The sequence below is a fragment of the Pseudomonas botevensis genome (assembly GCF_019145475.1).
Taxonomy (GTDB): Bacteria; Pseudomonadota; Gammaproteobacteria; order Pseudomonadales; family Pseudomonadaceae; genus Aquipseudomonas; species Aquipseudomonas botevensis.
This window is the reverse complement of sequence record NZ_JAHTKI010000003.1, coordinates 20,901-43,002: the sequence shown is the minus strand read 5'-3', so window position 1 is coordinate 43,002 and position 22,102 is coordinate 20,901. Positions and strand designations below refer to the sequence as shown.

Genomic DNA, 22,102 nt, shown 5'->3' with positions numbered 1-22,102 from the left:
GTCAGATCGCGGAGCCGAGTTGGAAAATCGGCAAATACATCGCCACCACCAGCCCGCCGACGATCACCCCGAGTATCACCATGACGAACGGCTCCATCAGGCTGGTGAGGTTGTCGACCATGTTGTCCACTTCGTCCTCGTAGAATCCTGCGACCTTGTCGAGCATCTCGTCCAGCGCGCCGGACTCTTCGCCGATCGCGGTCATCTGCACCGCCATGTTCGGAAAGACGCCGGTGGCGCGCATCGAAAAATTCAACTGCATGCCGGTGGCGACATCCTGCCGGATCCGCTGCACCGCCCGCTTGAACACCACGTTGCCGGTGGCACCGGCCACCGAGTCCAGGGCTTCCACCAGCGGCACCCCGGCGGCGAACGTGGTCGACAGGGTACGAGCGAAACGCGCCACGGCAGACTTGTACATCAGCGTGCCCACCAGTGGCAGTTTCAGCAGCCAGGCGTCGCGACGGTCGCGCAGGGGCTGGGAGGTTTTCAGCGCATGGCGCGTGCCGAAAAACGCCGCCACCAGGGCGCCGAGGATCGCCCACCACCATTGCTGCATGAATTCCGAGAGACTGATCACCATCAGGGTGAAGGCCGGCAGCTCGGCACCGAAACCGGAGAACACCGACTGGAACTGCGGCACCACTTTCACCAGCAGGATCCCGGTCACGACGGCCGCCACCAGCACCACGGCCGTCGGGTAGGTCATGGCTTTCTTGATCTTGGCCTTGAGGCTCTCGCTCTTTTCCTTGTAGGTCGCGACCCGTTCCAGCAGGGTGTCGAGGGCACCGGACTGCTCGCCGGCATCCACCAGGTTGCAATACAGTTCATCGAAATACTGCGGTTTCTTGCGCAGTGCCGCCGCGAAGCTGTTACCGGCGGCGACCTCCTGCTTGACCTCGTCGACCAGCTTGCGCATCGCCGGGTTTTCAAAGCCTTCACCGATGATGTCGAACGACTGCAACAGCGGCACGCCGGCCTTCATCATCGTTGCCATCTGCCGGGTGAACAGGGCGATGTCCTGGGCCTTGATGCGTTTGCCGAAACTGAGCAGTGAGGCGGATTTCTTGCGTACCTTGCCCGGATTGATGCCTTGCTTGCGCAGTTGCGCCTTGATCAGTGCCGGGTTCTGCCCGCTCAACTCGCCAGTGACCTTGCTGCCTTTCCTGTCCGTGCCTTCCCAGGCGTAGACGCTGATTTTCGCTGCCTTGACCGCCATGTTCAGTCCTTGGTGACCCGGTTGATTTCCTCAAGGCTGGTGATGCCTTGCATGGCCTTGTGCAGGCCGGCGGTGCGCAGGTCGTTGAAGCCGTCCCGGCGCATCTGGGTATCGATTTCCAGCGCATTGCCTTCGGCCATGATCAACCGTTGCAGCTCGGCGGTATTTTTCACCACTTCATAAATCCCCACGCGGCCCTTGTAACCGCCGTTGCAGTGATCGCAACCGGCGGGTTCATAGATCGTGAAGCTGCCGATGCGTTCCTCGGGGAAGCCTTCCCTGAGCAGTGTCTCGGGAGGGATCTCGATGGGCTTCTTGCAGTGGCTGCACAATTTGCGCGCCAGGCGCTGGGCGATGATCAGGCTGACCGAGGTGGCGATGTTGAAGCCTGGAATGCCCATGTTGTGCAGGCGGGTCAGGGTTTCCGCCGCGCTATTGGTGTGCAGGGTCGACAGGACGAGGTGACCGGTCTGCGCGGCCTTGATCGCGATCTCGGCGGTTTCCAGGTCACGGATCTCGCCGACCATGATCACGTCCGGGTCCTGACGCAGGAACGAGCGCAGGGCCTGGGCGAAGTCCATGCCCTGGCGTGGATTGACGTTGACCTGATTGACGCCTTCCATGTTGATCTCCACCGGGTCTTCGGCGGTGGAAATATTGATGTCGACGGTGTTGAGGATGTTCAGGCCGGTGTACAGCGAAACGGTCTTGCCCGAGCCGGTCGGGCCGGTGACCAGGATCATGCCTTGCGGCTGCTTGAGCGCGGCGAGGTACAGCTCCTTCTGCTCCGGCTCGTAGCCGAGGGCGTCGATGCCCATTTGCGCGCTGGTGGGGTCGAGAATCCGGATCACCACTTTTTCACCCCACAGGGTCGGCAGGGTGTTGACCCGGAAATCGATCGACTTGCTCTTCGACAGGCGCATTTTCAGGCGTCCGTCCTGGGGTTTGCGGCGTTCCGAAATGTCCAGGCTGGCCATGACTTTCAGGCGTGCGGCGATACGGCTGGCCAATTGAATTGGCGGCCTGGCGACTTCGCGCAGGATGCCGTCGGTGCGCACCCGCACCCGGTAGTTTTTTTCGTAGGGCTCGAAGTGCAGGTCGGACGAGCCGCTCTTGATCGCGTCCAGCAGCATCTTGTGGACGAAGCGCACCACCGGCGCATCGTCGGCGTCGAGCCCGCCGATGGCCTCCTGTTTGTCGTCGTCGATGGATTCGATGTCCAGCCCGTCGAGATCGACGTCGGCCATGTCTTCGAGGCCGCTGGCGTGGGTGTCGAAGAATTTTTCGATGGCGTCGGTGAGCTTGTCGTCCTCGACCAGGATGGCTTCGGTGCTCAGCCCGGTGCTGAACTGAATGTCGTTGATCGCCTGATGATTGCTCGGGTCGGAGATGCCGACGAACAATTTGTTGCCGCGCCGCCAGAGGGGCAGGGCGTGATGCTGGCGCACCAGTTTTTCACTGACCAGGCCCTTGGGCTGGGTTTCCTTGTCCAGGCAGTTGAGATCGAGGAAGGCCACGCCGAAATGCTCCGACGCGATCTCGGCGACCTGCCAGCTCTTCACCAGTTTGTTCTGTACCAGATAGCTGACCAGCGACAGGCGATTGCGCTGGGCCTGTTGCCAGGCTTGCTGGGCGCTTTTTTCCGTCAGCAGTTCGGCCTGCACCAATCGTTTGGCCAGACCGCTCAGAGCGATGTCATTCATGGGAATCCCGGACGCAGACAGTTCATGACTTATAGCCTAGTCAAGTGACAGCGCCAAACACCCTCGGTGCAGGTGACAAAAAGTGTCAGATAGTGCGGTTGCAGGTTGTAGGAAACCGTCACTCAGTGGCGCCACGCCCAGCAGACGCGGCTTGCAGCCGGTTGGCATGGGCTGTGCTGAGACCTGTTCAGATCATGAGACTTCGACTCATGCATGGAGAGCCTGTCTATGAACAACCAAAAAGGTTTCACTCTGATCGAGCTGCTGATCGTCGTGGCGATCATCGGCATTCTGGCCACTGTGGCATTGCCGCAATACTCCAAGTACCAGGCGCGGTCGAAAGTGACGGCGGGGCTGGCCGAGATTTCGGCGATGAAGGTGCCGTATGAGGATGTCATCAATGCCGGTACTGCTCCCACCACGGCCAACACCGGGCCTGGTGGTGCAGCGGCCACCAGCAACTGCACGCTGACCGTGACGGGTACGGCGGCCACCGGTGCTGGCACCATCGTCTGCACATTGGTCAATGCGCCTGCCCCCGTGCTGAGCAAAACCATTACCTTGACCCGCGATGCCACCAACGGCTGGACTTGCACCAGCACCGCCGCTCAGGACTACCTGCCGAAGCAATGCACCGGCGTTTGATCTGACTGCGAAACACCCCGCCCCGCCGATTCTGGCGGGGCTTTTTTTTGCCTGACATACCGCAATGAAAAGTCCTGAGGATTCATGGCCTTAAGCCGCCAGGGCAAATCTGCAAGTTGCATGCAGATTATTCGGTGCTCGTGCAATTTGCATGATTCCGAAAATTCGCTATTTTTATAACTTGTTGATTTATATGAATTTATTTCGATGTTCAAAGTTGGCACAGCGTTCGCAATATCTCTCGTAACCCTGCTGAAAAGAAATCCAGCAGACTTTCCAGAAAAACAGGAGTTACTCGTATGAAGAAGTTCGCTATCACTGCCGCTGCTGCTACCGCGCTGACCCTGACCATGGCCACCGGTGCGTTTGCACAATCCACCCAGGCAACCCAGGCGCCGATGACCCTGGCTGCCGGTGAAATGACCAAGGCCAAAGAAGCTACTTCCGACACCTGGATCACCACCAAAGTCAAAAGCGATCTGGTCACCGAAAAAGGCATTCCAGGCACTGACATCAAAGTAGAAACCAACAAAGGCGTCGTTTCCCTGTCCTCTACCGTTGCCATCACCGAGGCTCAGAAAACCACCGCCGTGGCCATCGCCAAGAAGATCAAAGGCGTCAAGGCCGTTTCCGCCGACGGCCTGAAAGCCGAGTAAGGCAAGACTTCTCGCCTGGACCGGGAGAAGACGCGACAGGCGGGCCGAGCAATACGTCTGCCGCACTTTAGAGTTCATGCGAACGGCCACACGGAGGTGGCCATTACAGGCCCCGGCACTTGTGTCGGGGCCTGTTCTATTTCAGGGGCAGGAAAAGCGGGGAGGTCAGTTGCCGCGCTTGCTATTGATCTGTTTCAGGCGACTGCCTTCGAAGCGCAGGTACTGGTACATGCCGTTGCTCGGGCCGTAGGTCCATTCCTCGACCTGGAACTCTTCACGACGGTTGGCGCTGCGCTTGTAACCGAGCAGATCACGACTGACCGGCTCACCGCATTTTTGCAGCACCTCGCTGGCACGGTCGCCAAGACTCACCAGTTGGCTGCCGCAGCGCAGGGTATCGGACGCGGCAGCCTGGCTGGCGATCAACGCCAGCCCCAATGCAGCAAGCAGTATGCGGCTCATCATTCGGCATCCAGATGCATTTGTGTCACCACCCGGCCATCGCTCTCCGCCTCGCCGAGATTGGCGTCGATGAAGTACACGCGGTCGTCGGCCAGTTGGCCCTTGTCCACCAGATAGTCCTTGATGCTGCTGGCGCGATCCTGACCGAGCTGGCGCAGCAGCACATCGCTGGAGCTCCAGAACTTGATCACGTCGGCGCGCATTTTCGCCGTGCGTTCTTCCTTGCCCAGATCCTTCCACTCGGCCGGCGGCTGGGTTTTCAGACGGGTGCGGTAGATGCCTTCCAGCAACGGGCCTTTCTCGCCATCCGGCACCTGCAACAGCGATGCCTGGGCCGGCACCTTGTCGCCACGGCGCTGGAGCATCTTGTAGTAGTTGTACTGGTATTCACGTTCCAGACGCTGTTCGGCGATCAACGGGCCGTCGCTGCTTTGCGCGGCGGTGCCTTCGATCTCCAGGCGCAGTGCCGGACGTTCCTTCAAGGCCTGGGACAGTTTGACCAGCGCCGCTTCGGCGTCCTTGCTCAGGTCGCTGGAGCCGGGGGCGAAAGAGACGGTGCCGAGGTCTTCGGAACCGCCGCCGCTGACCAGCCCGCCGATCAGTTTGAACGGTGCGGCCGCTGCCTTGACGATGAGGTTACGCAGGGTCTGCCAGACGATCGGCATCACGCTGAATTGCGGGTTGTTCAAGTCGCCGGTGACCGGCAGCTCGATGGAGATCTTGCCGTCGACGTCCTTGAGCAGCGCAATCGCCAGTTTCAGCGGCAGGCTCACGGCGTCCGGGCTGTCGACTTTCTCACCCAGCTGCAATTGTTCAACCACCACTTTGTTTTCGGCCTTGAGCTGGCCCTTGGTGATCAGGTAATGCAGGTCGAGATTGAGCCGGCCCTTGCGGATGCGGTAACCGGCGAACTTGCCGGAGTAGGGCGTCAGGGTCGTCAGCTCGACCCGTTTGAAGCTGGTGGCGATGTCGAGGCTGGCCATCGGGTCGAACGGGTTGACTGCGCCTTTGATGGTCACCGGAGCATAGCGATCGACCTTGCCCTTGACGTCGACACTGGCCGGTTTTGCCTGGCGACTGTCGATGGTGCCGATCTGGCCGTTGAGCTGCTGGATCGCGGTGGCGAAGTTCGGGGTCAGGCTAAAGTCGGCGAAGTTGGCCGAGCCATCGTTGATGGCGATTCCGCCGATATGAATACCCAGCGGTTTTTCATTGCTGGCGGGCTTGGCTGCTGCCGGTTTGGCCGCAACGTCCGCCGGTTGCAGAACCAGCAAGTCATCGATGTTGGTGGTGCGGTCATCATTGATCATGAAGCGCGCGTAAGGCTGGAACAGGTTGATCCGGTCGATCGACAGGCTGTCGCCGTGCTGGTAGTTCAAACCTTCGACCACCACTTGCTGCCACTTGAGGAAGTCGCGGGTCTTCAGGGTGTCGAGGGTGTGCAACTGATCGACCTGGGCACGTCCGGTGACGCTGAGCGCCAGTGGCTCGGTGCTCTTCAGGTTGACCTTGAGGTCGCTGCCGAGCATGCCGCTGCGCAGTTCCAGGCGAATGAACGGGGTGATGTAGGACTGGGCGACACGCAGGTCGATGTCCTGGGTCTTCACGTTGAGCTGGGCGGTGACCGGCGCCAGATTGATCACGCCATCGGCGCTGATCTTGCCCTGCTTGCCCAGCCCGGTGTCGAGCTTGAGGTTGAAGGGCGAGCCATTGAGGCTGTCGAAATTCTGCAGGTCGACGTTCAGCGGCCCGACTTCCAGCGCCACGGCCGGCTGTGCCTGGCGGTCAGCCAGATGCACTTGATAGTTGCGCAGTTGCACATCCTTGAGCAGCACTTGCCAGGGCTTGCTCGGCGCGGCCGGTTCCTTCGGCGAGTCGGCGGCCGCTGGAGCGGACTTCGGTTCTGCGGCGGCCTTGGCCGCCGGTTTCGATGGCTGACTGGCGAACAGTTTTTGCCAGTCCAGTTGCCCGTCGGCTTCGCGAGCCGCCCAGGTTTCCAGTTTCTGGCTGCGGATCTTGCCGACCACCACTTGCTGTTTGGCCAGATCCACCGTGGTTTCGCTGACGTCCAGGCGTTCGAGTCTGGCCAGCGGGCGACCGTCCGGTGCCTTGATCGCGAACGGCGCGACACTCACCGCGACGTTGTTCAGCAGCAGTTCGGTTTCCTTGGACAGGTTGAGCTTGTACTCGGTGCTGAGGCTGACCACGCCGTCTTCCAGCACCAGCGGCACTGCATCGCGCACATAGGGCCAGAACGACTTCATCTTGCCGTCGGTGATTTTCAGCGTGCCTTCGGAGGTGAGTGGGATCAGACTGAAGTTGCCGGCCCAGTCGATTCGCCCGCCCGCCGGCCCCACCGCGACCAGGGTCATGTCGGCGCTGTCCTCGGGCAGGGTGCTGAGATTTTTCAGTTCGAAGTCGAGGGCGTCGTAGACGAATTCGATGGGCTCGCTCGGACGCGCGTCCTCGAAATGCAAGGCGCCGCCCGCGAGCTTGATGCGGTCGATGCGCAGCGGAAACGGCTTGGCATCCGGATCGGCCGGGGTCGGTTCGCTGGCCGGCAGTTTGAACAGGCCGAGCAGGTTGAGCTGGCCGTCCTTGGCGAAGAGGATTTCAGTCCTGGATTTTTCCAGCTCGATATCGGACAGGTGCAGGGCTTTTGTCCACAGGCTGTCGAGTTGCAGGTTGGCGTACAGGCGTTCGAAGCCGACTTGTTCCTTGCCCGGCTCGCCGATCACCAGCCCCCACAGGGTGACTTCAAGGCTGAACGGATTGAGTTCGATGCGTTGAAGGTGCGCGGGCACGGTCGCGTAGTTGGCCAGTTGCTGGTTGACCACGCGAAGCGCAATGCCCGGCAAGATCAGAAACCCCAGCAGGCTGTAGAGGGCCAGAGCGGTCAACAGGGCGCCAGTCGCGCGAATCAATCCTTTGGGCATGTGCGGCTTCATCTGTCTGAATCGGAGTGCCTTGGAGTATGGCACGCGATTACGGTTCCGAAGTGCGCCCGCTTTATAGGAAATGTCTGAAAGTTGTGAGGGCTCGCCGGGAGTGGGTCAGAGCTGAAGGATCAGGGTTTTCAGCGGCGGCTGTTGATCCTGCGACGGAAAGTCCCGGGCCGGGGTCATCACGCTCCATTCGCGCACCGGGCGTCCGGCCTTCTCGGCGCAACGCAAGACCTGTTCGCGCCAGTCGTCCATGCTCACTTTCGCCAGGTTGTTGCAGCAGATCAGCACGCCGTTGTCGGCGGTGGTCAGCAGGGCAGGCTTGAGCAGGCTTTGATAGTCGCGCAGCAGGTCGACGGTGCCGAACGCACTCTTGGCCCAGGCCGGTGGATCGAGCAGCACCAGGTCGTATTGGCGCTGTTCGAGGCGCTGATAGCCCGGCAGTTTCTGCCCGCGCCGCTGGCTGATCGGCAGGCCGGCCAGTTGGCGGATCGCCGGGAAGTAATCGGACTGGATGAATTGCATGGCTGGCAATTGCGGGTTGAGCAGGCCATTTTCGCGCCCGACCGCCAGATTGCCCTCGGCGAAGTCCAGGTTGCACACTTCACGGGCACCGCCGGCCGCCGCGCTGAGACCGACGCCACAGGTGTAGGCGAACAGGTTGAGGACACTCTTGCCTTTCGCGTGATCCTTGACCCAGCCGCGTGCGTTGCGCAGGTCGAGAAACAGCAGCGGGTCCTGCCCGGCGTGGCGCCCGCGCACCCGGTAGTTGAGGCCCCACTCGTGGCCAACCAGATCGGCCAGCGCAGCTTCGTCGGCGCGATAGACGCTGTCTTCGCGATCGATACGCGAATTGCCACGGGAGCGGTCGTTGTAGACCAGCAGAGTGTCGAAGCCCAGGGTCTGATTGACCATTTCATGCAGTTGCAGCAGCGCATCACGCTCCAGCGTCTGGTGGAAACTTTGCACCAGCAACTGCGGGCCGTAGCGGTCGATGGTCAGGCCGCCGGCACCTTCCTGGCTGCCGTGGAACAGTCGATAGCAATCGGTGCCCTGGCCGTGCAGTTCGGCGAGCAGGTCCTGGCGTTGGTCGAGGGCGGCGCGCAGCGCCTGATTCAAGGAAGACATGCGGGCGCCTTGCTGGTGAGAATGGTGGGGCGCGGGAGTTTAGCAGCAACTGAGCCTCAAGCCTCAAGCTTGAGGCCAGGGGCCTGAAGCTGCCTTTACTGATTCAGCCGCTTGTCGATCAGCCCCTGCACGACACTTGGGTCGGCCAGGGTCGAGGTGTCGCCGAGGCTGTCGATCTCGTTGCAGGCGATCTTGCGCAGGATGCGCCGCATGATCTTGCCCGAACGGGTCTTGGGCAGCGCCGGTGCCCACTGGATCAGATCCGGTTTGGCGAAACTGCCGATTTCCTTGCTGACGTGGGCCAGCAGGTTCTTTTTCAGTTCATCGTCAGGTTCGGTGCCGTTCATTGGCGTGACAAAGGCGTAGATGCCCTGGCCCTTGACGTCGTGGGGATAACCGACCACGGCGGCTTCGGCGATGCTGTCGTGCAGCACCAGGGCACTTTCCACTTCGGCGGTGCCGATGCGGTGGCCGGAGACGTTGATCACATCGTCGATGCGTCCGGTGATCCAGTAGTCGCCATCCTCGTCACGGCGTGCGCCGTCACCGGTGAAGTAGTAGCCGGGGTAAGGTTTGAAGTAGGTGTCGACCATCCGCTGCGGATCGCCGTAGACACTGCGGATCTGCGCCGGCCAACTGGACTTGATCACGAGTACGCCGCTGCCGGCGCCTTTGATTTCCTTGCCGGCTTCATCGAGCAGGGCCGGTTGCACGCCGAACATCGGGTGGGTGGCGCAGCCCGGTTTGATCCGTTGGGCGCTGACCAGCGGGCTGAGCATGATGCCGCCGGTTTCGGTCTGCCACCAGGTATCAACGATGGGGCAGCGCTGTTCGCCGACCACGTTGAAATACCATTCCCACGCTTCCGGATTAATTGGTTCACCGACGCTGCCGAGCAATCTGAGGCTCTCGCGGGACGTTCCCTGCAATGGCCCGGCACCTTCGCGCATCAAGGAGCGCAGGGCGGTCGGTGCAGTGTAGAAAATATTGACCTTGTGTTTATCGATCACCTGCCAGAAGCGGGAGGTAGTCGGGTAACTCGGTACGCCTGCGAACATCAATGTGGTCGCGCCGTTCGCCAGCGGGCCGTAGACGATGTAACTGTGGCCGGTGACCCAGCCGACGTCGGCGGTACACCAGAACACTTCACCGTCGCGGTAGTCGAGAACGTATTTGAAGGTCATCGCCGCTTGCAGCAGGTAACCGGCGGTGGTGTGCAGCACGCCTTTGGGTTTGCCGGTGCTGCCGGAGGTGTAGAGGATGAACAGCGGATCCTCGGCGCCCATCGGTTCCGGTGGGCAATCGTCACTGACATCGTGCACGGCCTCGTGATACCAGAGGTCGCGGCCATCGACCCAGTCGACCTTGCCTCGGGTGTGCTCGACCACCACCACGCTGCTGACGTTCGGGCAGCTTTGCAGGGCCTTGTCGACGTTTTGCTTGAGTGAGGCGAAACGCCCGCCGCGCACGCCTTCGTCGGCGGTGATCACGGTGCGGCAGTCGGCATCGAGAATGCGGTCGCGCAGGGAGTCCGGGGAGAAACCGCCGAATACCACCGAATGAATTGCGCCGATCCGCGCGCAGGCGAGCATCGCGTAGGCGGCTTCAGGGATCATCGGCATGTAGATACAGACCCGGTCGCCTTTCTTCACGCCACGGCTTTTCAGCACGTTGGCCAGGCGGCAGACGTGATGATGGAGTTTGTTGTAGGTGACAGACAGGGATTCGGCGGGGTCGTCGCCCTCCCAGAGCAGGGCGGTCTGTTCGCCGCGCGTTGCCAGGTGGCGGTCGATGCAGTTGTAACTGACGTTCAGCTTGCCGCCTGCGAACCATGAGGCCTCGCCGGTCTTCAGGTCATAGCGCTGGACGGTCTGCCACGGCGTGCTCCAGTCGAGGAACTTTGTGGCTTGCTCGGCCCAGAAGGTGCTGGGGTGTTCAACGGATTCGCGGTACAGGCGCTTGTAGTCGTCCTGACTCAACTGTGCAGCCCGGCGGACGGCATCGGCTTTGGGGAACGTGCTGATATCGAACATGACGGTTCCTTATTCTTGTTTTGCGACATGAATAAAGATGCGCCGAGTGCCCGAAGGGTTCAAGTTGTCTGCTGAAACAACTGTGGGAGCGGACAAGCCCGCTCCCACAAGAGGGTGTGGTTGCCCGCGAGGTTCGCAGGCAACCGGTCGGATCAACCGCGGTGACGACCGCGGAAGTAGTTGATCAGGCCTTGGGTGGATGGATCCTCGGCGGCGGTTTCTTCGCTGCCGACCAGGCGGTTGTAGACGCCCTTGCCCAGTTCCTTGCCCAGTTCCACGCCCCATTGGTCAAAGGCGTTGATGCCCCAGACCACGCTCTGCACGAAGACCTTGTGTTCGTACATCGCCACCAGCGCGCCGAGACGACGCGGGCTGATGCGCTCGACCACCAGGGTGTTGCTCGGACGGTTGCCCGGGATCACCTTGTGCGGTGCTAGTTTCTGCACCTGATCTTCGCTCATGCCCTTGTCGCGCAGTTCGGCTTCCGCTTCCGGCAGGGTCTTGCCGAGCATCAGTGCCTGGCTCTGCGACAGGCAGTTGGCGTACAGCCACTGGTGGTGGTCGGAGACCGGGTTGAAGCTGACGATCGGCACGATGAAGTCGGCCGGGATCAGTTGGGTGCCTTGGTGCAGCAACTGGTGGTAAGCGTGCTGACCGTTGCAGCCGACGCCGCCCCAGATCACTGGACCCGTGTCGGTCGACACTGCGGTGCCGTCCTGACGCACGCTCTTGCCGTTGGATTCCATGTCCAGCTGTTGCAAGTGCTTGGTGATGTTGCGCAGGTAGTGGTCGTACGGCAGGATCGCGTGGCTCTGCGCGCCCCAGAAGTTGCCGTACCACACGCCGAGCAGGGCCAGCAGTACCGGCATGTTCTGTTCGAACGGCGCGCTCTGGAAATGCTGGTCCATGGTGTAGGCACCGGACAGCAGTTCCTTGAAGTTGGACATGCCGATCGCCAGGGCAATCGGCAGACCGATGGCCGACCACAGCGAGTAACGACCGCCGACCCAGTCCCACATCGGGAAGATGTTCTCTTCGCGGATACCGAAGGCCACGGCCGCCGCGTTGTTGCTCGACACCGCGATGAAGTGGCGATACAGCTCCGCTTCCGAACCGCCCTGGGCCAGATACCAGGCACGGGCGGCCTGGGCGTTCTTCAGGGTTTCGAGGGTGTTGAAGGATTTCGACGAGACGATGAACAGCGTGGTTTCGGCGCGCAGTTTCTGGGTCAGCTCGTGGAACTCACTGCCGTCGATGTTCGCCAGATAGTGGCAACGCACGCCTTTCTGGGCGTAGGACAGCAGGGCTTCGGACACCAGTTCCGGGCCGAGGAACGAACCACCGATGCCGATGTTCACCACGTCGGTGATCGGCTTCTCGGTGTAACCGCGCCACAGGCCGTCGTGGATGCGGCCGACCAGATCGGTGATCTGGTTCAGTACCTTGTGTACCTCAGGCATCACGTTGACGCCGTTGACCAGCAGCTTGTCGCCCACCGGACGGCGCAGGGCGGTATGCAGCGCCGGGCGACCTTCGGATGAGTTGACGGTTTCGCCGTCGAACAGCGCCTTGATCGCGCCTTTGAGGTCGACTTCATTGGCCAGGCCCACCAGCAGATTGCGGGTCTCGGCGTTGATCAGGTTCTTCGAATAATCGAGAAACAGTCCGCAGCTGCTGAGGGTGAACTGATTGAAGCGCTGCGGATCGGCGTTGAAGGCTTCGCGCATGCTGAAATCCTGCATGGCTTGGCGGTGATCTTTCAACGCTTGCCAGGCAGGCAGAGCGGTAACGTCATGAGGAGTGCGGTAATACGCCATCGCTGCGGTTTTCCTTTTTACTTGAACGGCCTTTTGAACACTTGAAAGCCCATCTTGCCCTGTTTGAGCGAGAGGTCAGCTGCGTCGACACGGTTACCGGGCGCAGGGCGAATACAGTAAACCTAGCGCCGCGATCTGTCTTGACTTTGTCTGACCTGTTTCCGGTACTTTTTTAACATTGATAACGGTGGTGGCCGACAGACGGACTGACGCCGGCCCAAAACAACTGTGGGAGCGGGCCTGCATGGCGAATGTGCTGTGCCAGTTACCGTAGGGACGGACTGACAGATTGCATTCGCGAGCACGCCCGCTCCCACAGAACGTTATTGCGCCGCTCAGGCGGGGGTATCGAGATTCAGGTGCAGGTTGTCGATCAACCGGGTCGTGCCGAGGAACGCCGCCACCAGGATCACCAGGTCGCGATCCTGCGCCGTCGCCGGACGCAAGGTCAGGGCATGGCGGATTTCCAGGTAGTCCGGACGCAGGCCGGCCGCTTCCAGCTGTTGCAACTGGGTGCGGATCAGGGCCGGGAAGTCGCGTTCACCTTGCTTGATCGCCTCGGCGATGGTGCTCAGGGTGCGATAGACCACCGGCGCCACGGCGCGTTGTTCTTCGCTGAGGAAGCCGTTGCGCGACGACAGCGCAAGGCCATCGGCAGCGCGGACAGTCGGCTCGCCGATGATCTGGATCGGCATGTTCAGGTCATGCACCAGCGCGCGAATCACCGCCAGTTGCTGGAAGTCCTTCTGACCGAAGATCGCCAGATCCGGCTGGACCATGTTGAACAGCTTGCTGACTACCGTCGCCACTCCTTCGAAGTGCCCCGGACGACTGGCGCCGCACAGGCCTTCGGAAAGTTGCGGCACGCTGACCCGGGTCTGCCCGGCCATGCCGTCGGGATACATCTCCTCGACGGTCGGCGCAAACAGCAGGGCGCAACCGGCTTCCTGCAGTTTTTGCTGGTCGGCCACCAGGGTGCGCGGGTACTTGTCGAGGTCTTCGCCCGCACCGAACTGCAGCGGGTTGACGAAAATGCTCGCGACGACGAAGTCCACCCGCTGGGTGGCCTTGGTGATCAGCGCGATGTGGCCGCTGTGCAGGTTGCCCATGGTCGGCACGAAGCCGATGCGCTTGCCTTCGCTGCGGGCGCGGGCTACGGCGGCGCGCAGTTCACGTACGGTCTTGACGGTGTTCATGCGGAGAATCCGTGTTCGATGCCAGGGAAAGTGGTGGCTTTGACTTCGCTCACGTAAGCCTTCAGCGCCGACTGGATGTTCTCCTGGCCGTGCATGAAGTTCTTGACGAATTTCGGTACGCGACCGCTGATCGACAGGCCGAGCATGTCGTGCAATACCAGCACCTGGCCGTCGGTGGCATTGCCGGCGCCGATGCCGATCACCGGGATTTTCACTGCCTGGCTGATTTCGGCGGCCAGTTCACTCGGCACGCATTCGAGCAGCAGCATCGCTGCGCCCGCCTGCTCCAGCGAGATGGCGTCGGCACGCATCTGTCGCGCCTGGTTCTCGTTGCGGCCTTGTACCTTGTAGCCGCCGAGAATGTTCACGGCCTGTGGGGTCAGGCCCATGTGCGCGCAGACCGGCACACCGCGCTCGGCCAGCAGGCGGATCGAGTCCGCCAGCCACAACGCACCTTCGACCTTGACCATGTGCGCACCGGCCTGCATCAGCATGGCGCTGTTGGTCATGGTTTGCTCAAGGGTGGCGTTTGCCATGAAAGGCAGGTCGGCCAGGATCAGGGCATCAGTGTTGCCGCGTTTGACGCAGGCTACGTGGTAGGCCATTTCTGCGGTGGTCACCGGCAGGGTGCTGTCGTGACCTTGCAGGACCATGCCGAGGGAGTCGCCCACCAGCAGCACTTCGACACCAGCCTCGTTGCAGGCGTGGGCGAAAGTCGCGTCATAGCAGGTCAGCATGGTGATCTTTTCACCTTTCTGCTTGAGGCTCTGGAGCGTGGTCAGGGTGATGGCTGGCATGTAAAAAATCCTCGTTCAGGCGCTCTGGAAACTACTGCGAGTAACGCGCGTGATTCGTCATCTACTCAGGCGCACGCTCTTTTGTCGTGCTTATAAGGCCTGGATTGCGCCCTTGTGTGCCGGGTTGGCGGCAGCGGGACGCCTATAGTCGTGAGGAGAACCCGGGAAGTCAATTGCGTGTGTTACCGCATTGTTACGAGGGGAGTGTTACCGCCGTTACTGATGCGATTCAGCGGGCCGGCGGGCCTGATTTGCAGGGTTTTTGTCCTACAAAATGTGGATTTTTTTCAGGCTTGGGGCAGGCGTTCGAGGCCGACGAACGGGCAGGCAGCGAGCAGTTCGGTGAGGCTGCGGCCATCGGCCAGGCGCAGGTCGGCGGGTGCCAGTTCGGCCAGGGGATAGAGGACGAACGCGCGTTCCTGGATCTGGTAGTGCGGGACTTTCAGGCGTGGCACGTCGATCAGGCGATCGCCGAACAGCAGGATGTCCAGGTCCAGCGTGCGCGGCCCCCAGCGTTCCAGACGTTCACGACCCTGATCGTTCTCGATCGCTTGCAGGGCATCGAGCAGGTCCAGCGGCGCCAGATTGCTGTCGAGTGCCGCCACTGCGTTGGTGTAGCGCGGTTGGCCCGGCAGCAACGAGTCGCTTTGATAGAAAGCGGAAACGCCGGCCAGTTCGCTCTGCGGCAATTGCCCCAGCGCCTCGACGGCGCTGCGCAGTTGCTCGGCGGGGTCAGCGAGGTTGCTGCCCATGCCGATGTAGATACGCTCCATGCCTTATTCGCCCGTGGCGCTCGGAGCACCGGCGCGCTTGCGCTTGGCGCCACTGCTACGGCGACGCTTGCGTGGCGCACCACTGGTGCCGTCTTCCTTGCCGCTGAGGTCGCGAATCATGTCACGGCGCTCGCTGTCGTTGGCGTCCTGGTAGTCGGTCCACCACTCGCCCAGGCCATCGGTCTGCTCACCGGCGCTTTCACGCAGCAGCAGGAAGTCGTAGCCGGCGCGGAAACGCGGATTGTCCAGCAGCAGGTCGGCACGTTTGCCGCTGCGGCGCGGCAGGCGCTCCTGCATGTCCCAGATCTCGCGGATCGGCATGGTGAAGCGTTTCGGAATCGCGATGCGTTGGCACTGTTCGGCGATCAGCTCATGCGCGCCTTCCTGCATTGCGGGAATCGGCGGCATGCCACGCTCTTGCAGGCGCAGCACGCGGGCCGGCAGGGCAGGCCAGAGCAGGGCGGCAAACAGGAACGCCGGGGTGACCGGTTTGTTCTGCTTGATGCGCAGGTCGGTGTTGGTCAGCGCTTCGCTGATCAGCGTGTGGGTGTAATCCGGGTTGTGCTCCAGGGCGTCGGCGCTGGCCGGGAACAACGGTGCGAACAGTTGCAGGTCGACCAGCATCTCGAAAGTGATTGCGCCATGGCCGGAAAGAAACAGCTTGAGCACTTCCTCGAACAGACGGGCCGATGGAATCTCGCGCAGCATCGGTGCCAGTTCGCGGATCGGCTGGACGGTGTGCTTCTCGATGCCGAAGTTCAGCTTGGCGGCAAAGCGCACGGCCCGCAGCATCCGCACCGGGTCTTCCTGGTAGCGCTGTTTCGGATCGCCGATCAGGCGGATCAGGTGATTGCGAATGTCGTGTACGCCGTTGGCGTAGTCGAGGATGCGCTCGCTGACCGGATCGTAATACAGGGCGTTGATGGTGAAGTCGCGGCGTTGCGCATCTTCCTCAAGGGTGCCGTAGACGTTGTCGCGCAGAATCCGTCCGCTCTCGTTGCGCGAGGACTGGTTGCTGTCTTCGTCGTCTTCGTTTTGCGGGTGATTGGCGCGGAAGGTCGCGACTTCGATGATTTCGCGACCGAAATGGATATGCACCAGTTTGAAACGACGGCCGATGATCCGCGCGTTGCGGAATTCGGCACGGACTTGTTCGGGGGTGGCGCTGGTGGCGACGTCGAAGTCCTTGGGCGTGATGCCCAGCAGCATGTCTCGCACGCAGCCACCGACCAGATAGGCCTGGTAGCCGGCGCCCTGCAGGCGTTCGACGATGTTGACCGCGTAACGGCTGAATTGCGTCTTCTGCAGCGAATGTTGGCCGCTGTTGAGGACTTCAGGCGTGCTGCGGATGTGTTGCGTACGACGCAGGGGAGTTCGGAATGACTGGAACAGCTTCTTCAGCATGGGATGCACTGTTTGAAGGAATGTTCGGCCATACCAGAGAATGACCGCATGATGGGCCGGGATTCTAGCATTTAGTCGAGGGATGGTGTAGGACGCCGCAGATTTGCGCTGCAGGCCGCAGGCTAGAAGGGTGGGGCAAGGTGTGGCAGAGGATTTTTTGCGAAGAAGAGAAACTACAAGGGGAGCCGAAGCTCCCCAAGAAGTAGTTGCGTGCTCTTTTTATTATTGATTCGGGCTTCTTGTTTTTGTTGAGTGCCCTCGCCATGAAGCTTTTCCTTCATGACCCTCCCAATCGGGAGCCAAGAGCAAACGGATTGCTTTGGTCGCTGAATTGCAGTGATCTTGCGATCCAACCAGTACAGGCTCTGTCTTAGGACAGTTTTTGTTGTTCTCGGCCTGGTCGTGGGGCGAACCCCAAATACAACGCCTCTCCAAAAGAATCAGTTAGCTGCGCCTCTCGCCGTCTTGTTTTTATTGTGCGTGAGTCGATTCGTCTTATTTTTATTGTCTTGTGCATTGCTTGTTATTGTTCTTGTACCAAACATATAGCAGGTGCCGTGCCAACTTTTGCGAAACCCAATAAAACAAGGGGTTAGGTCGATATAACCGTTTTGTCGAGGCGAAAAAAAGCCGGGGTTTCGTTACCGTAAACCCCGGCTTTTGTTACGTGAAATGACTGAGGTAACAGTTTTTTCACATCTTCAACGGTTACGCGCACACTCGACAGGTAACGTTCAGCTCTCGCTCGCGACCCCGGTCTTGCGCCGCGGGATGCCCAGGCGCTGGCGGCGTTCCCACAAACACTTGCGGCTGACGCCCAGTTTGCGGGCCAGTTCGGTCTCGGTCATGTGGTCCTGATGCTCGAGCACGAAGTGCTGGAAGTAGTCTTCCAGCGACAGATCTTCGGTTGGTTCGTGGCTGTTGTTGCTGGCGTTACCGGCCGGTTGCGCCGGCAGGCCGATGAACTCGTCGTCCTCCAGATCCCCCAGTTCGATGTCGATGCCCAGCAGGTCGGCGGAAATTTCCGCGCTTTCGCTCAGGATCACCGCGCGCTCGACTGCGTTTTCCAGTTCACGCACGTTGCCCGGCCAGGAGTAGTGCCGGATCGCCTGTTCGGCATCGGTGGCAAATTTCAGGTCGGTGCGGTTGATGCGGGCGCTCTGGCGCGCAAGGAAGGCATTGGCGATTTCGTTGACGTCGGCGCCGCGCTCGCGCAGGGCGGGCAGTTTCAGAGCGATAACGTGCAGGCGGTAGTACAAGTCTTCACGGAACTGGCCGATTTTCGCCAGGCTCTTGAGATCCCGGTGGGTCGCGGCGATCAGGCGGACATCGACCTTCTGCGACTGTACCGAACCGACCCGGCGAATCTCGCCTTCCTGCAATACGCGCAACAGACGGGCCTGGGCTTCGAGCGGCAGTTCACCGATTTCGTCGAGGAACAGCGTGCCGCCGTCCGCCGCTTCCACCAGACCGGCGCGACCGGCGCTGGCGCCAGTGAACGCGCCTTTCTCGTGACCGAACAGTTCGGACTCGATCAGGCTTTCCGGGATGGCCGCGCAGTTCACCGAGATCATCGGCGCCTTGGCGCGTTTCGACAGGTTGTGCAGGGCGCGGGCGACCAGTTCCTTGCCGGTGCCGGACTCACCCTGGATCAAGACATTGGAATCGGTCGGTGCGACCTTGCGGATCTTGCCGTAAAGGTCCTGCATTGGCGGGCAGGAACCAATGATGCCGATCTCGCCATTGCTGTTGTCGACGGCGGATTTGCCGTTGCCATTGGCGGCTTTGCCGGCGACCGTTTCACTGGCGGCGGGCGCCGACTGGCGATCACGCAGGATCCGGGCAACGGCTTGCAGCATCTCGTCGTGGTCGAAAGGCTTGGCGATGTAGTCCACCGCGCCCATCTTCATCGAGTCGACCGCCGAGCGCAGGCTGGCGTAGCTGGTCATGATCAGCACCGGAGTGCCCTGGCCAAGCTTGATCAGCTCGGTGCCCGGAGCGCCCGGCAGGCGCAGGTCACTGACGATCAGGTCGAATGTGGGAATACTGAAGCGTTCTTGTGCTTCCTGCACTGAGCCGGCTTCGCTGACCTGATACTGGTTGCGTTCCAGCAGGCGGCGCAAGGCGGAGCGGATAATGGTTTCGTCTTCGACGATCAAAATGTGCGGCATTGATTCGATACTCTCGACGGTCTCAGTTCACAGCGGACGTCGCTTCGACATGACGCGGCAGGGTGACCCGGATACGGGTGCCGCGCTGGCTCTGAACATCAGCCGGGCTGTCGATGGTGATTTGTCCATAATGCTCTTCAACGATGGAATAGACCAGTGCAAGGCCCAGACCGGTGCCTTCGCCAGGATCCTTGGTGGTGAAGAAGGGTTCGAACAATCGATCCATGATGCTCGACGGGATACCACTGCCTTCGTCCTCGACGATCAGATCGACCGTGTGTTCGCCGGCTTCGCTCTTTACCCGCACCGCACTGCCGGCAGGCGAGGCGTCACGGGCGTTGGAGAGCAGGTTGATCAACACCTGGGCGAGTCGCTGCGGATCGCCTTCGACCCAGTGATCGGGGTCGCACAGGTTATAGAACTGCACTTCGAAATTGCGTCGGTTCAGGGCGAGCAGGCCGATGGCGTCCTGCGCCACCTCCGCCAGACAGACGGGTTCGTCGCTGTGCTGATGGCTGCCGGCGTGGGCGAAACTCATCAGCGACTGGACGATGCGTGACACGCGTTTGGTCTGTTCGAGGATCTGCCCGCTGATTTCCGTGAGTTCGCCGTCCTCTTCGCGCTCTTCGCGCAGGTTTTGCGCCAGGCAGGCGATGCCGGTGATCGGGTTGCCGATTTCATGGGCCACACCGGCGGCGAGTCGACCGATGCTGGCCAGGCGCTCGGAATGCACCAGTTTGTCTTCGAGCATCTGGGTTTCGGTCAGGTCTTCCACCAGCAGTACCAGGCCGCTGTTGCCCGGTGCCAGCGGCTCGTCGATCGCCGCTTTGTGCAGGTTCAGCCAGCGGGTCTGGCCGTCGAGGGCCAGGTGCTGCTTGTGCAAATGTTCGTCGGGCAAATGAATGAAGCCTTGCAGCAGATCCTTCCACGGATTGGCGATGGTGCTCAGGCGCGAACCGACCACCCGTTGCGCGGCGATTCCGGTGAGTTCTTCCATGGCCTTGTTCCACATCAGGATCTCTTGATCCTTGGCCAGCGAGCAGACGCCCATCGGCAACTCTTGCAGGGTCTGGCGGTGGTAGCGGCGCAGGGCATCGAGTTCGGCGGCGAGGCCGGTGAGGCGCGAGTGATAGTCCTCGAGGCGGCTTTCGATGAAGTGGATGTCTTCGGTGACATAGTTTTCGCCGCCAGCCTTGTAGGGCAGGAAGGTTTCCACCATGTCCTGGGCCACGCTCGGCCCCATCAGACCAGACAGGTTGGCCTCGATTCGATCGCGCAGGCGGCGCAGCGCATAGGGGCGGCGCTCATCGAAGGGCAGGTAAAGATCACGCAGGGCCTGCTCCACTTCCTTTTGCGCCGCCTTGGCACCCAGCGGTTTGGCGAGCTGTGTGGCGAATTCCTGCGGCGAGGCGGCGTGCAGTTCACGACGCTGCGGACGGCGCACGTTGTCTACCGCACAGGCTTCGGCGGCGCTGGCCTCTTCGGGGCTGGCGTTGGTGAACAGGGAAATCAGGGTGAACATCAACACGTTGGCGGCCAGCGAGGCGATTGCCGCCATGTGCCAGCTGGTGTCATCCAGTACGTAAATCATGTTGAGCAGCGGGATATAGAACCCCTGCAGATTGCCGACCAGCGGCAGGAGCATGGTCACCACCCAGACGATCACGCCAGCCAGCAGGCCAGCGATGAAGCCACGGCGGTTGGCGGTCGGCCAGTACAGCACCGAGAGCACACCCGGCAGGAATTGCAGGGTGGCGACGAATGCAACGATGCCGAGGTTGGCCAGGTCCTGTTCGGCGCCGAGCATCAGATAGAAACAGAAACCGGCCATGATGATCGCGACGATCAGCGCGCGGCGGGTCCATTTCAGCCAGCGGTAGATGTTGCCTTCGGCCGGCGGCTGATACAGCGGCAGCACCAGATGGTTGAGCGCCATGCCCGACAGCGCCAGGGTGGTGACGATGATCAGGCCACTGGCGGCCGACAGTCCGCCGACATAGGCCAGCAACGCCAGTGCCTTGCTGTTGGCGGCAATGCCGATGCCGAGGGTGAAGTATTCCGGATTGGTGGTGGCACCGAGTTTCAGGCCGGCCCAGAGAATCAGCGGCACCGCCAGGCTCATCAGCAGCAGAAACAGCGGCAGGCCCCAGCTCGCACTCACCAGTGCTCGTGGGTTGAGGTTCTCGGTGAAGGTCATGTGATACATGTGCGGCATCACGATGGCCGAGGCGAAAAACACCAGCAGCAGCGTGCGCCACGGGCCTTCCTGCAGCGGCGTGTGCAAGGCGGCGAGGGCGGTCTGGTTTTGCAGCAGCCACAGTTCGAGCTGTTGCGGGCCGTCGAACACGCCGTACAGCGCGTACAGGCCGACACCGCCGAGGGCCGCCAGTTTGATCACCGATTCGAAGGCGATGGCGAACACCAGGCCTTCGTGTTTTTCCCGCGTGGCGATGTGCCGGGAGCCAAAGAAGATCGTGAACAGAATGATCAGGCCGCAGAAGGCCAGGGCCACGCGGCTCTGCACCGGTTCGCCGGTCAGAATGCCGATGGAGTCGGCCACGGCCTGAATCTGCAACGCCAGCAATGGCAGCACGCCGATCAGCATGAAGATCGTGGTCAGTGCCCCGGCCCAGGTGCTGCGGAAGCGGAAGGCGAACAGATCCGCCAGCGACGACAGCTGATAGGTGCGGGTGATCTTCAGGATCGGATACAGCAGCACCGGCGCCAGCAGAAACGCGCCGGAGACACCAAGATAGCTGGAAAGAAAGCCGTAGCCGTACTGATAGGCCAGGCCCACCGTGCCGTAGAACGCCCACGCACTGGCGTAGACCCCGAGCGACAGGGTGTAGGTCAGCGGGTGGCGAATGATCGCCCGGGGGATCATGCCCCGTTCACTGATCCAGGCCACGCCGAACAGTGCCGCCAGGTAGGCAGCGCTGAACAGCAGCATCTGGGTCAGGCTAAAGCTCATCGGCATCTTTTTGGCTCTGCAGGATGAAGGTCACGACAATCAGGATCAGCCAGAGCAGATAAGGGCGATACCAGGCGCCAGTGGCGTCGATCCACCAATCCATGATGGCGGGAGAAAACAGATAGATCCCCACGACCAAAAGCAGGACCAAGCGATAGATGTACATCCCGGCCTCTCTTTTTTAT

At 61.3% G+C, this 22,102-nt stretch carries 16 protein-coding genes; 2 read left to right on the top strand and 14 right to left on the bottom strand.

All coding sequences use genetic code 11. From position 1 onward, the window contains the following. Position 1: 1 nt before the first annotated feature. Positions 2-1,219, bottom strand: coding sequence for a type II secretion system F family protein (locus tag KVQ74_RS05700; protein WP_217830031.1), 1,218 nt, complete (start codon positions 1,217-1,219; stop codon positions 2-4). 2 nt (positions 1,220-1,221) lie between these two features. Then, entirely contained in the window at positions 1,222-2,922 is a 1,701-nt protein-coding gene (gene pilB, locus KVQ74_RS05695) for a type IV-A pilus assembly ATPase PilB (RefSeq protein ID WP_217830030.1), read from the bottom strand. 228 nt (positions 2,923-3,150) lie between these two features. On the opposite strand from pilB, the gene KVQ74_RS05690 reads away from it, so the two are divergent. Continuing rightward, positions 3,151-3,567, top strand: coding sequence for a pilin (locus tag KVQ74_RS05690; protein WP_217830029.1), 417 nt, complete (start codon positions 3,151-3,153; stop codon positions 3,565-3,567). A gap of 299 nt (positions 3,568-3,866) precedes the next feature. After that, complete coding sequence (locus tag KVQ74_RS05685) at positions 3,867-4,223, top strand: BON domain-containing protein (protein WP_096820895.1); 357 nt, start codon at positions 3,867-3,869, stop codon at positions 4,221-4,223. 165 nt (positions 4,224-4,388) lie between these two features. Here the strand turns inward: KVQ74_RS05685 and KVQ74_RS05680 are convergent, their stop codons facing one another. The 12 genes from KVQ74_RS05680 to KVQ74_RS05625 form a co-directional block, all read right to left on the bottom strand. Next, positions 4,389-4,688, bottom strand: a complete 300-nt coding sequence (locus KVQ74_RS05680; protein WP_404822660.1) for a DUF2845 domain-containing protein — start codon at positions 4,686-4,688, stop codon at positions 4,389-4,391. Then, positions 4,685-7,633, bottom strand: a complete 2,949-nt coding sequence (locus KVQ74_RS05675; protein WP_217830027.1) for a DUF748 domain-containing protein — start codon at positions 7,631-7,633, stop codon at positions 4,685-4,687. The genes KVQ74_RS05680 and KVQ74_RS05675 overlap by 4 nt, the downstream gene beginning before the upstream one ends. 105 nt (positions 7,634-7,738) lie before the next feature. Further along, positions 7,739-8,755, bottom strand: a complete 1,017-nt coding sequence (locus KVQ74_RS05670) for a class I SAM-dependent rRNA methyltransferase (protein ID WP_217830026.1) — start codon at positions 8,753-8,755, stop codon at positions 7,739-7,741. 95 nt (positions 8,756-8,850) lie between these two features. Beyond that, positions 8,851-10,788: an acetate--CoA ligase gene (gene acs / locus KVQ74_RS05665; RefSeq protein WP_217830025.1), complete on the bottom strand. Its 1,938-nt coding sequence runs from the start codon at positions 10,786-10,788 to the stop codon at positions 8,851-8,853. A gap of 152 nt (positions 10,789-10,940) precedes the next feature. Further along, positions 10,941-12,605: a glucose-6-phosphate isomerase gene (gene pgi, locus KVQ74_RS05660; protein ID WP_217830024.1), complete on the bottom strand. Its 1,665-nt coding sequence runs from the start codon at positions 12,603-12,605 to the stop codon at positions 10,941-10,943. 335 nt (positions 12,606-12,940) lie between these two features. Further along, a complete protein-coding gene (gene panC, locus KVQ74_RS05655; protein ID WP_217830023.1) occupies positions 12,941-13,801 on the bottom strand; it encodes a pantoate--beta-alanine ligase in 861 nt (286 codons plus the stop codon). Further along, the gene (gene panB / locus KVQ74_RS05650) at positions 13,798-14,598 is read right to left on the bottom strand and encodes a 3-methyl-2-oxobutanoate hydroxymethyltransferase (protein WP_217830022.1); all 801 of its coding nucleotides are present in this window, start codon (positions 14,596-14,598) and stop codon (positions 13,798-13,800) included. Before panB ends, panC begins: the two co-directional genes overlap by 4 nt. Before the next feature lie 287 nt (positions 14,599-14,885). Further along, positions 14,886-15,371, bottom strand: a complete 486-nt coding sequence (gene folK / locus KVQ74_RS05645) for a 2-amino-4-hydroxy-6-hydroxymethyldihydropteridine diphosphokinase (protein ID WP_217830021.1) — start codon at positions 15,369-15,371, stop codon at positions 14,886-14,888. A 3-nt stretch (positions 15,372-15,374) separates the two neighbouring features. Next, positions 15,375-16,775 carry a polynucleotide adenylyltransferase PcnB gene (locus tag KVQ74_RS05640; protein ID WP_217830020.1) on the bottom strand — a complete coding sequence of 467 codons (1,401 nt, stop codon included), beginning with the start codon at positions 16,773-16,775 and terminating at the stop codon, positions 15,375-15,377. Positions 16,776-17,509: 734 nt separating this feature from the next. Then, entirely contained in the window at positions 17,510-18,946 is a 1,437-nt protein-coding gene (locus tag KVQ74_RS05635; RefSeq protein ID WP_217830019.1) for a sigma-54-dependent transcriptional regulator, read from the bottom strand. A gap of 22 nt (positions 18,947-18,968) precedes the next feature. Then, positions 18,969-21,923 (bottom strand): sensor histidine kinase, encoded by a 2,955-nt coding sequence (locus tag KVQ74_RS05630; RefSeq protein ID WP_217830018.1) that lies wholly within the window; start codon positions 21,921-21,923, stop codon positions 18,969-18,971. Further along, the gene (locus KVQ74_RS05625) at positions 21,907-22,083 is read right to left on the bottom strand and encodes a hypothetical protein (protein ID WP_003176118.1); all 177 of its coding nucleotides are present in this window, start codon (positions 22,081-22,083) and stop codon (positions 21,907-21,909) included. Before KVQ74_RS05625 ends, KVQ74_RS05630 begins: the two co-directional genes overlap by 17 nt. Between the last annotated feature and the right edge of the window lie 19 nt (positions 22,084-22,102).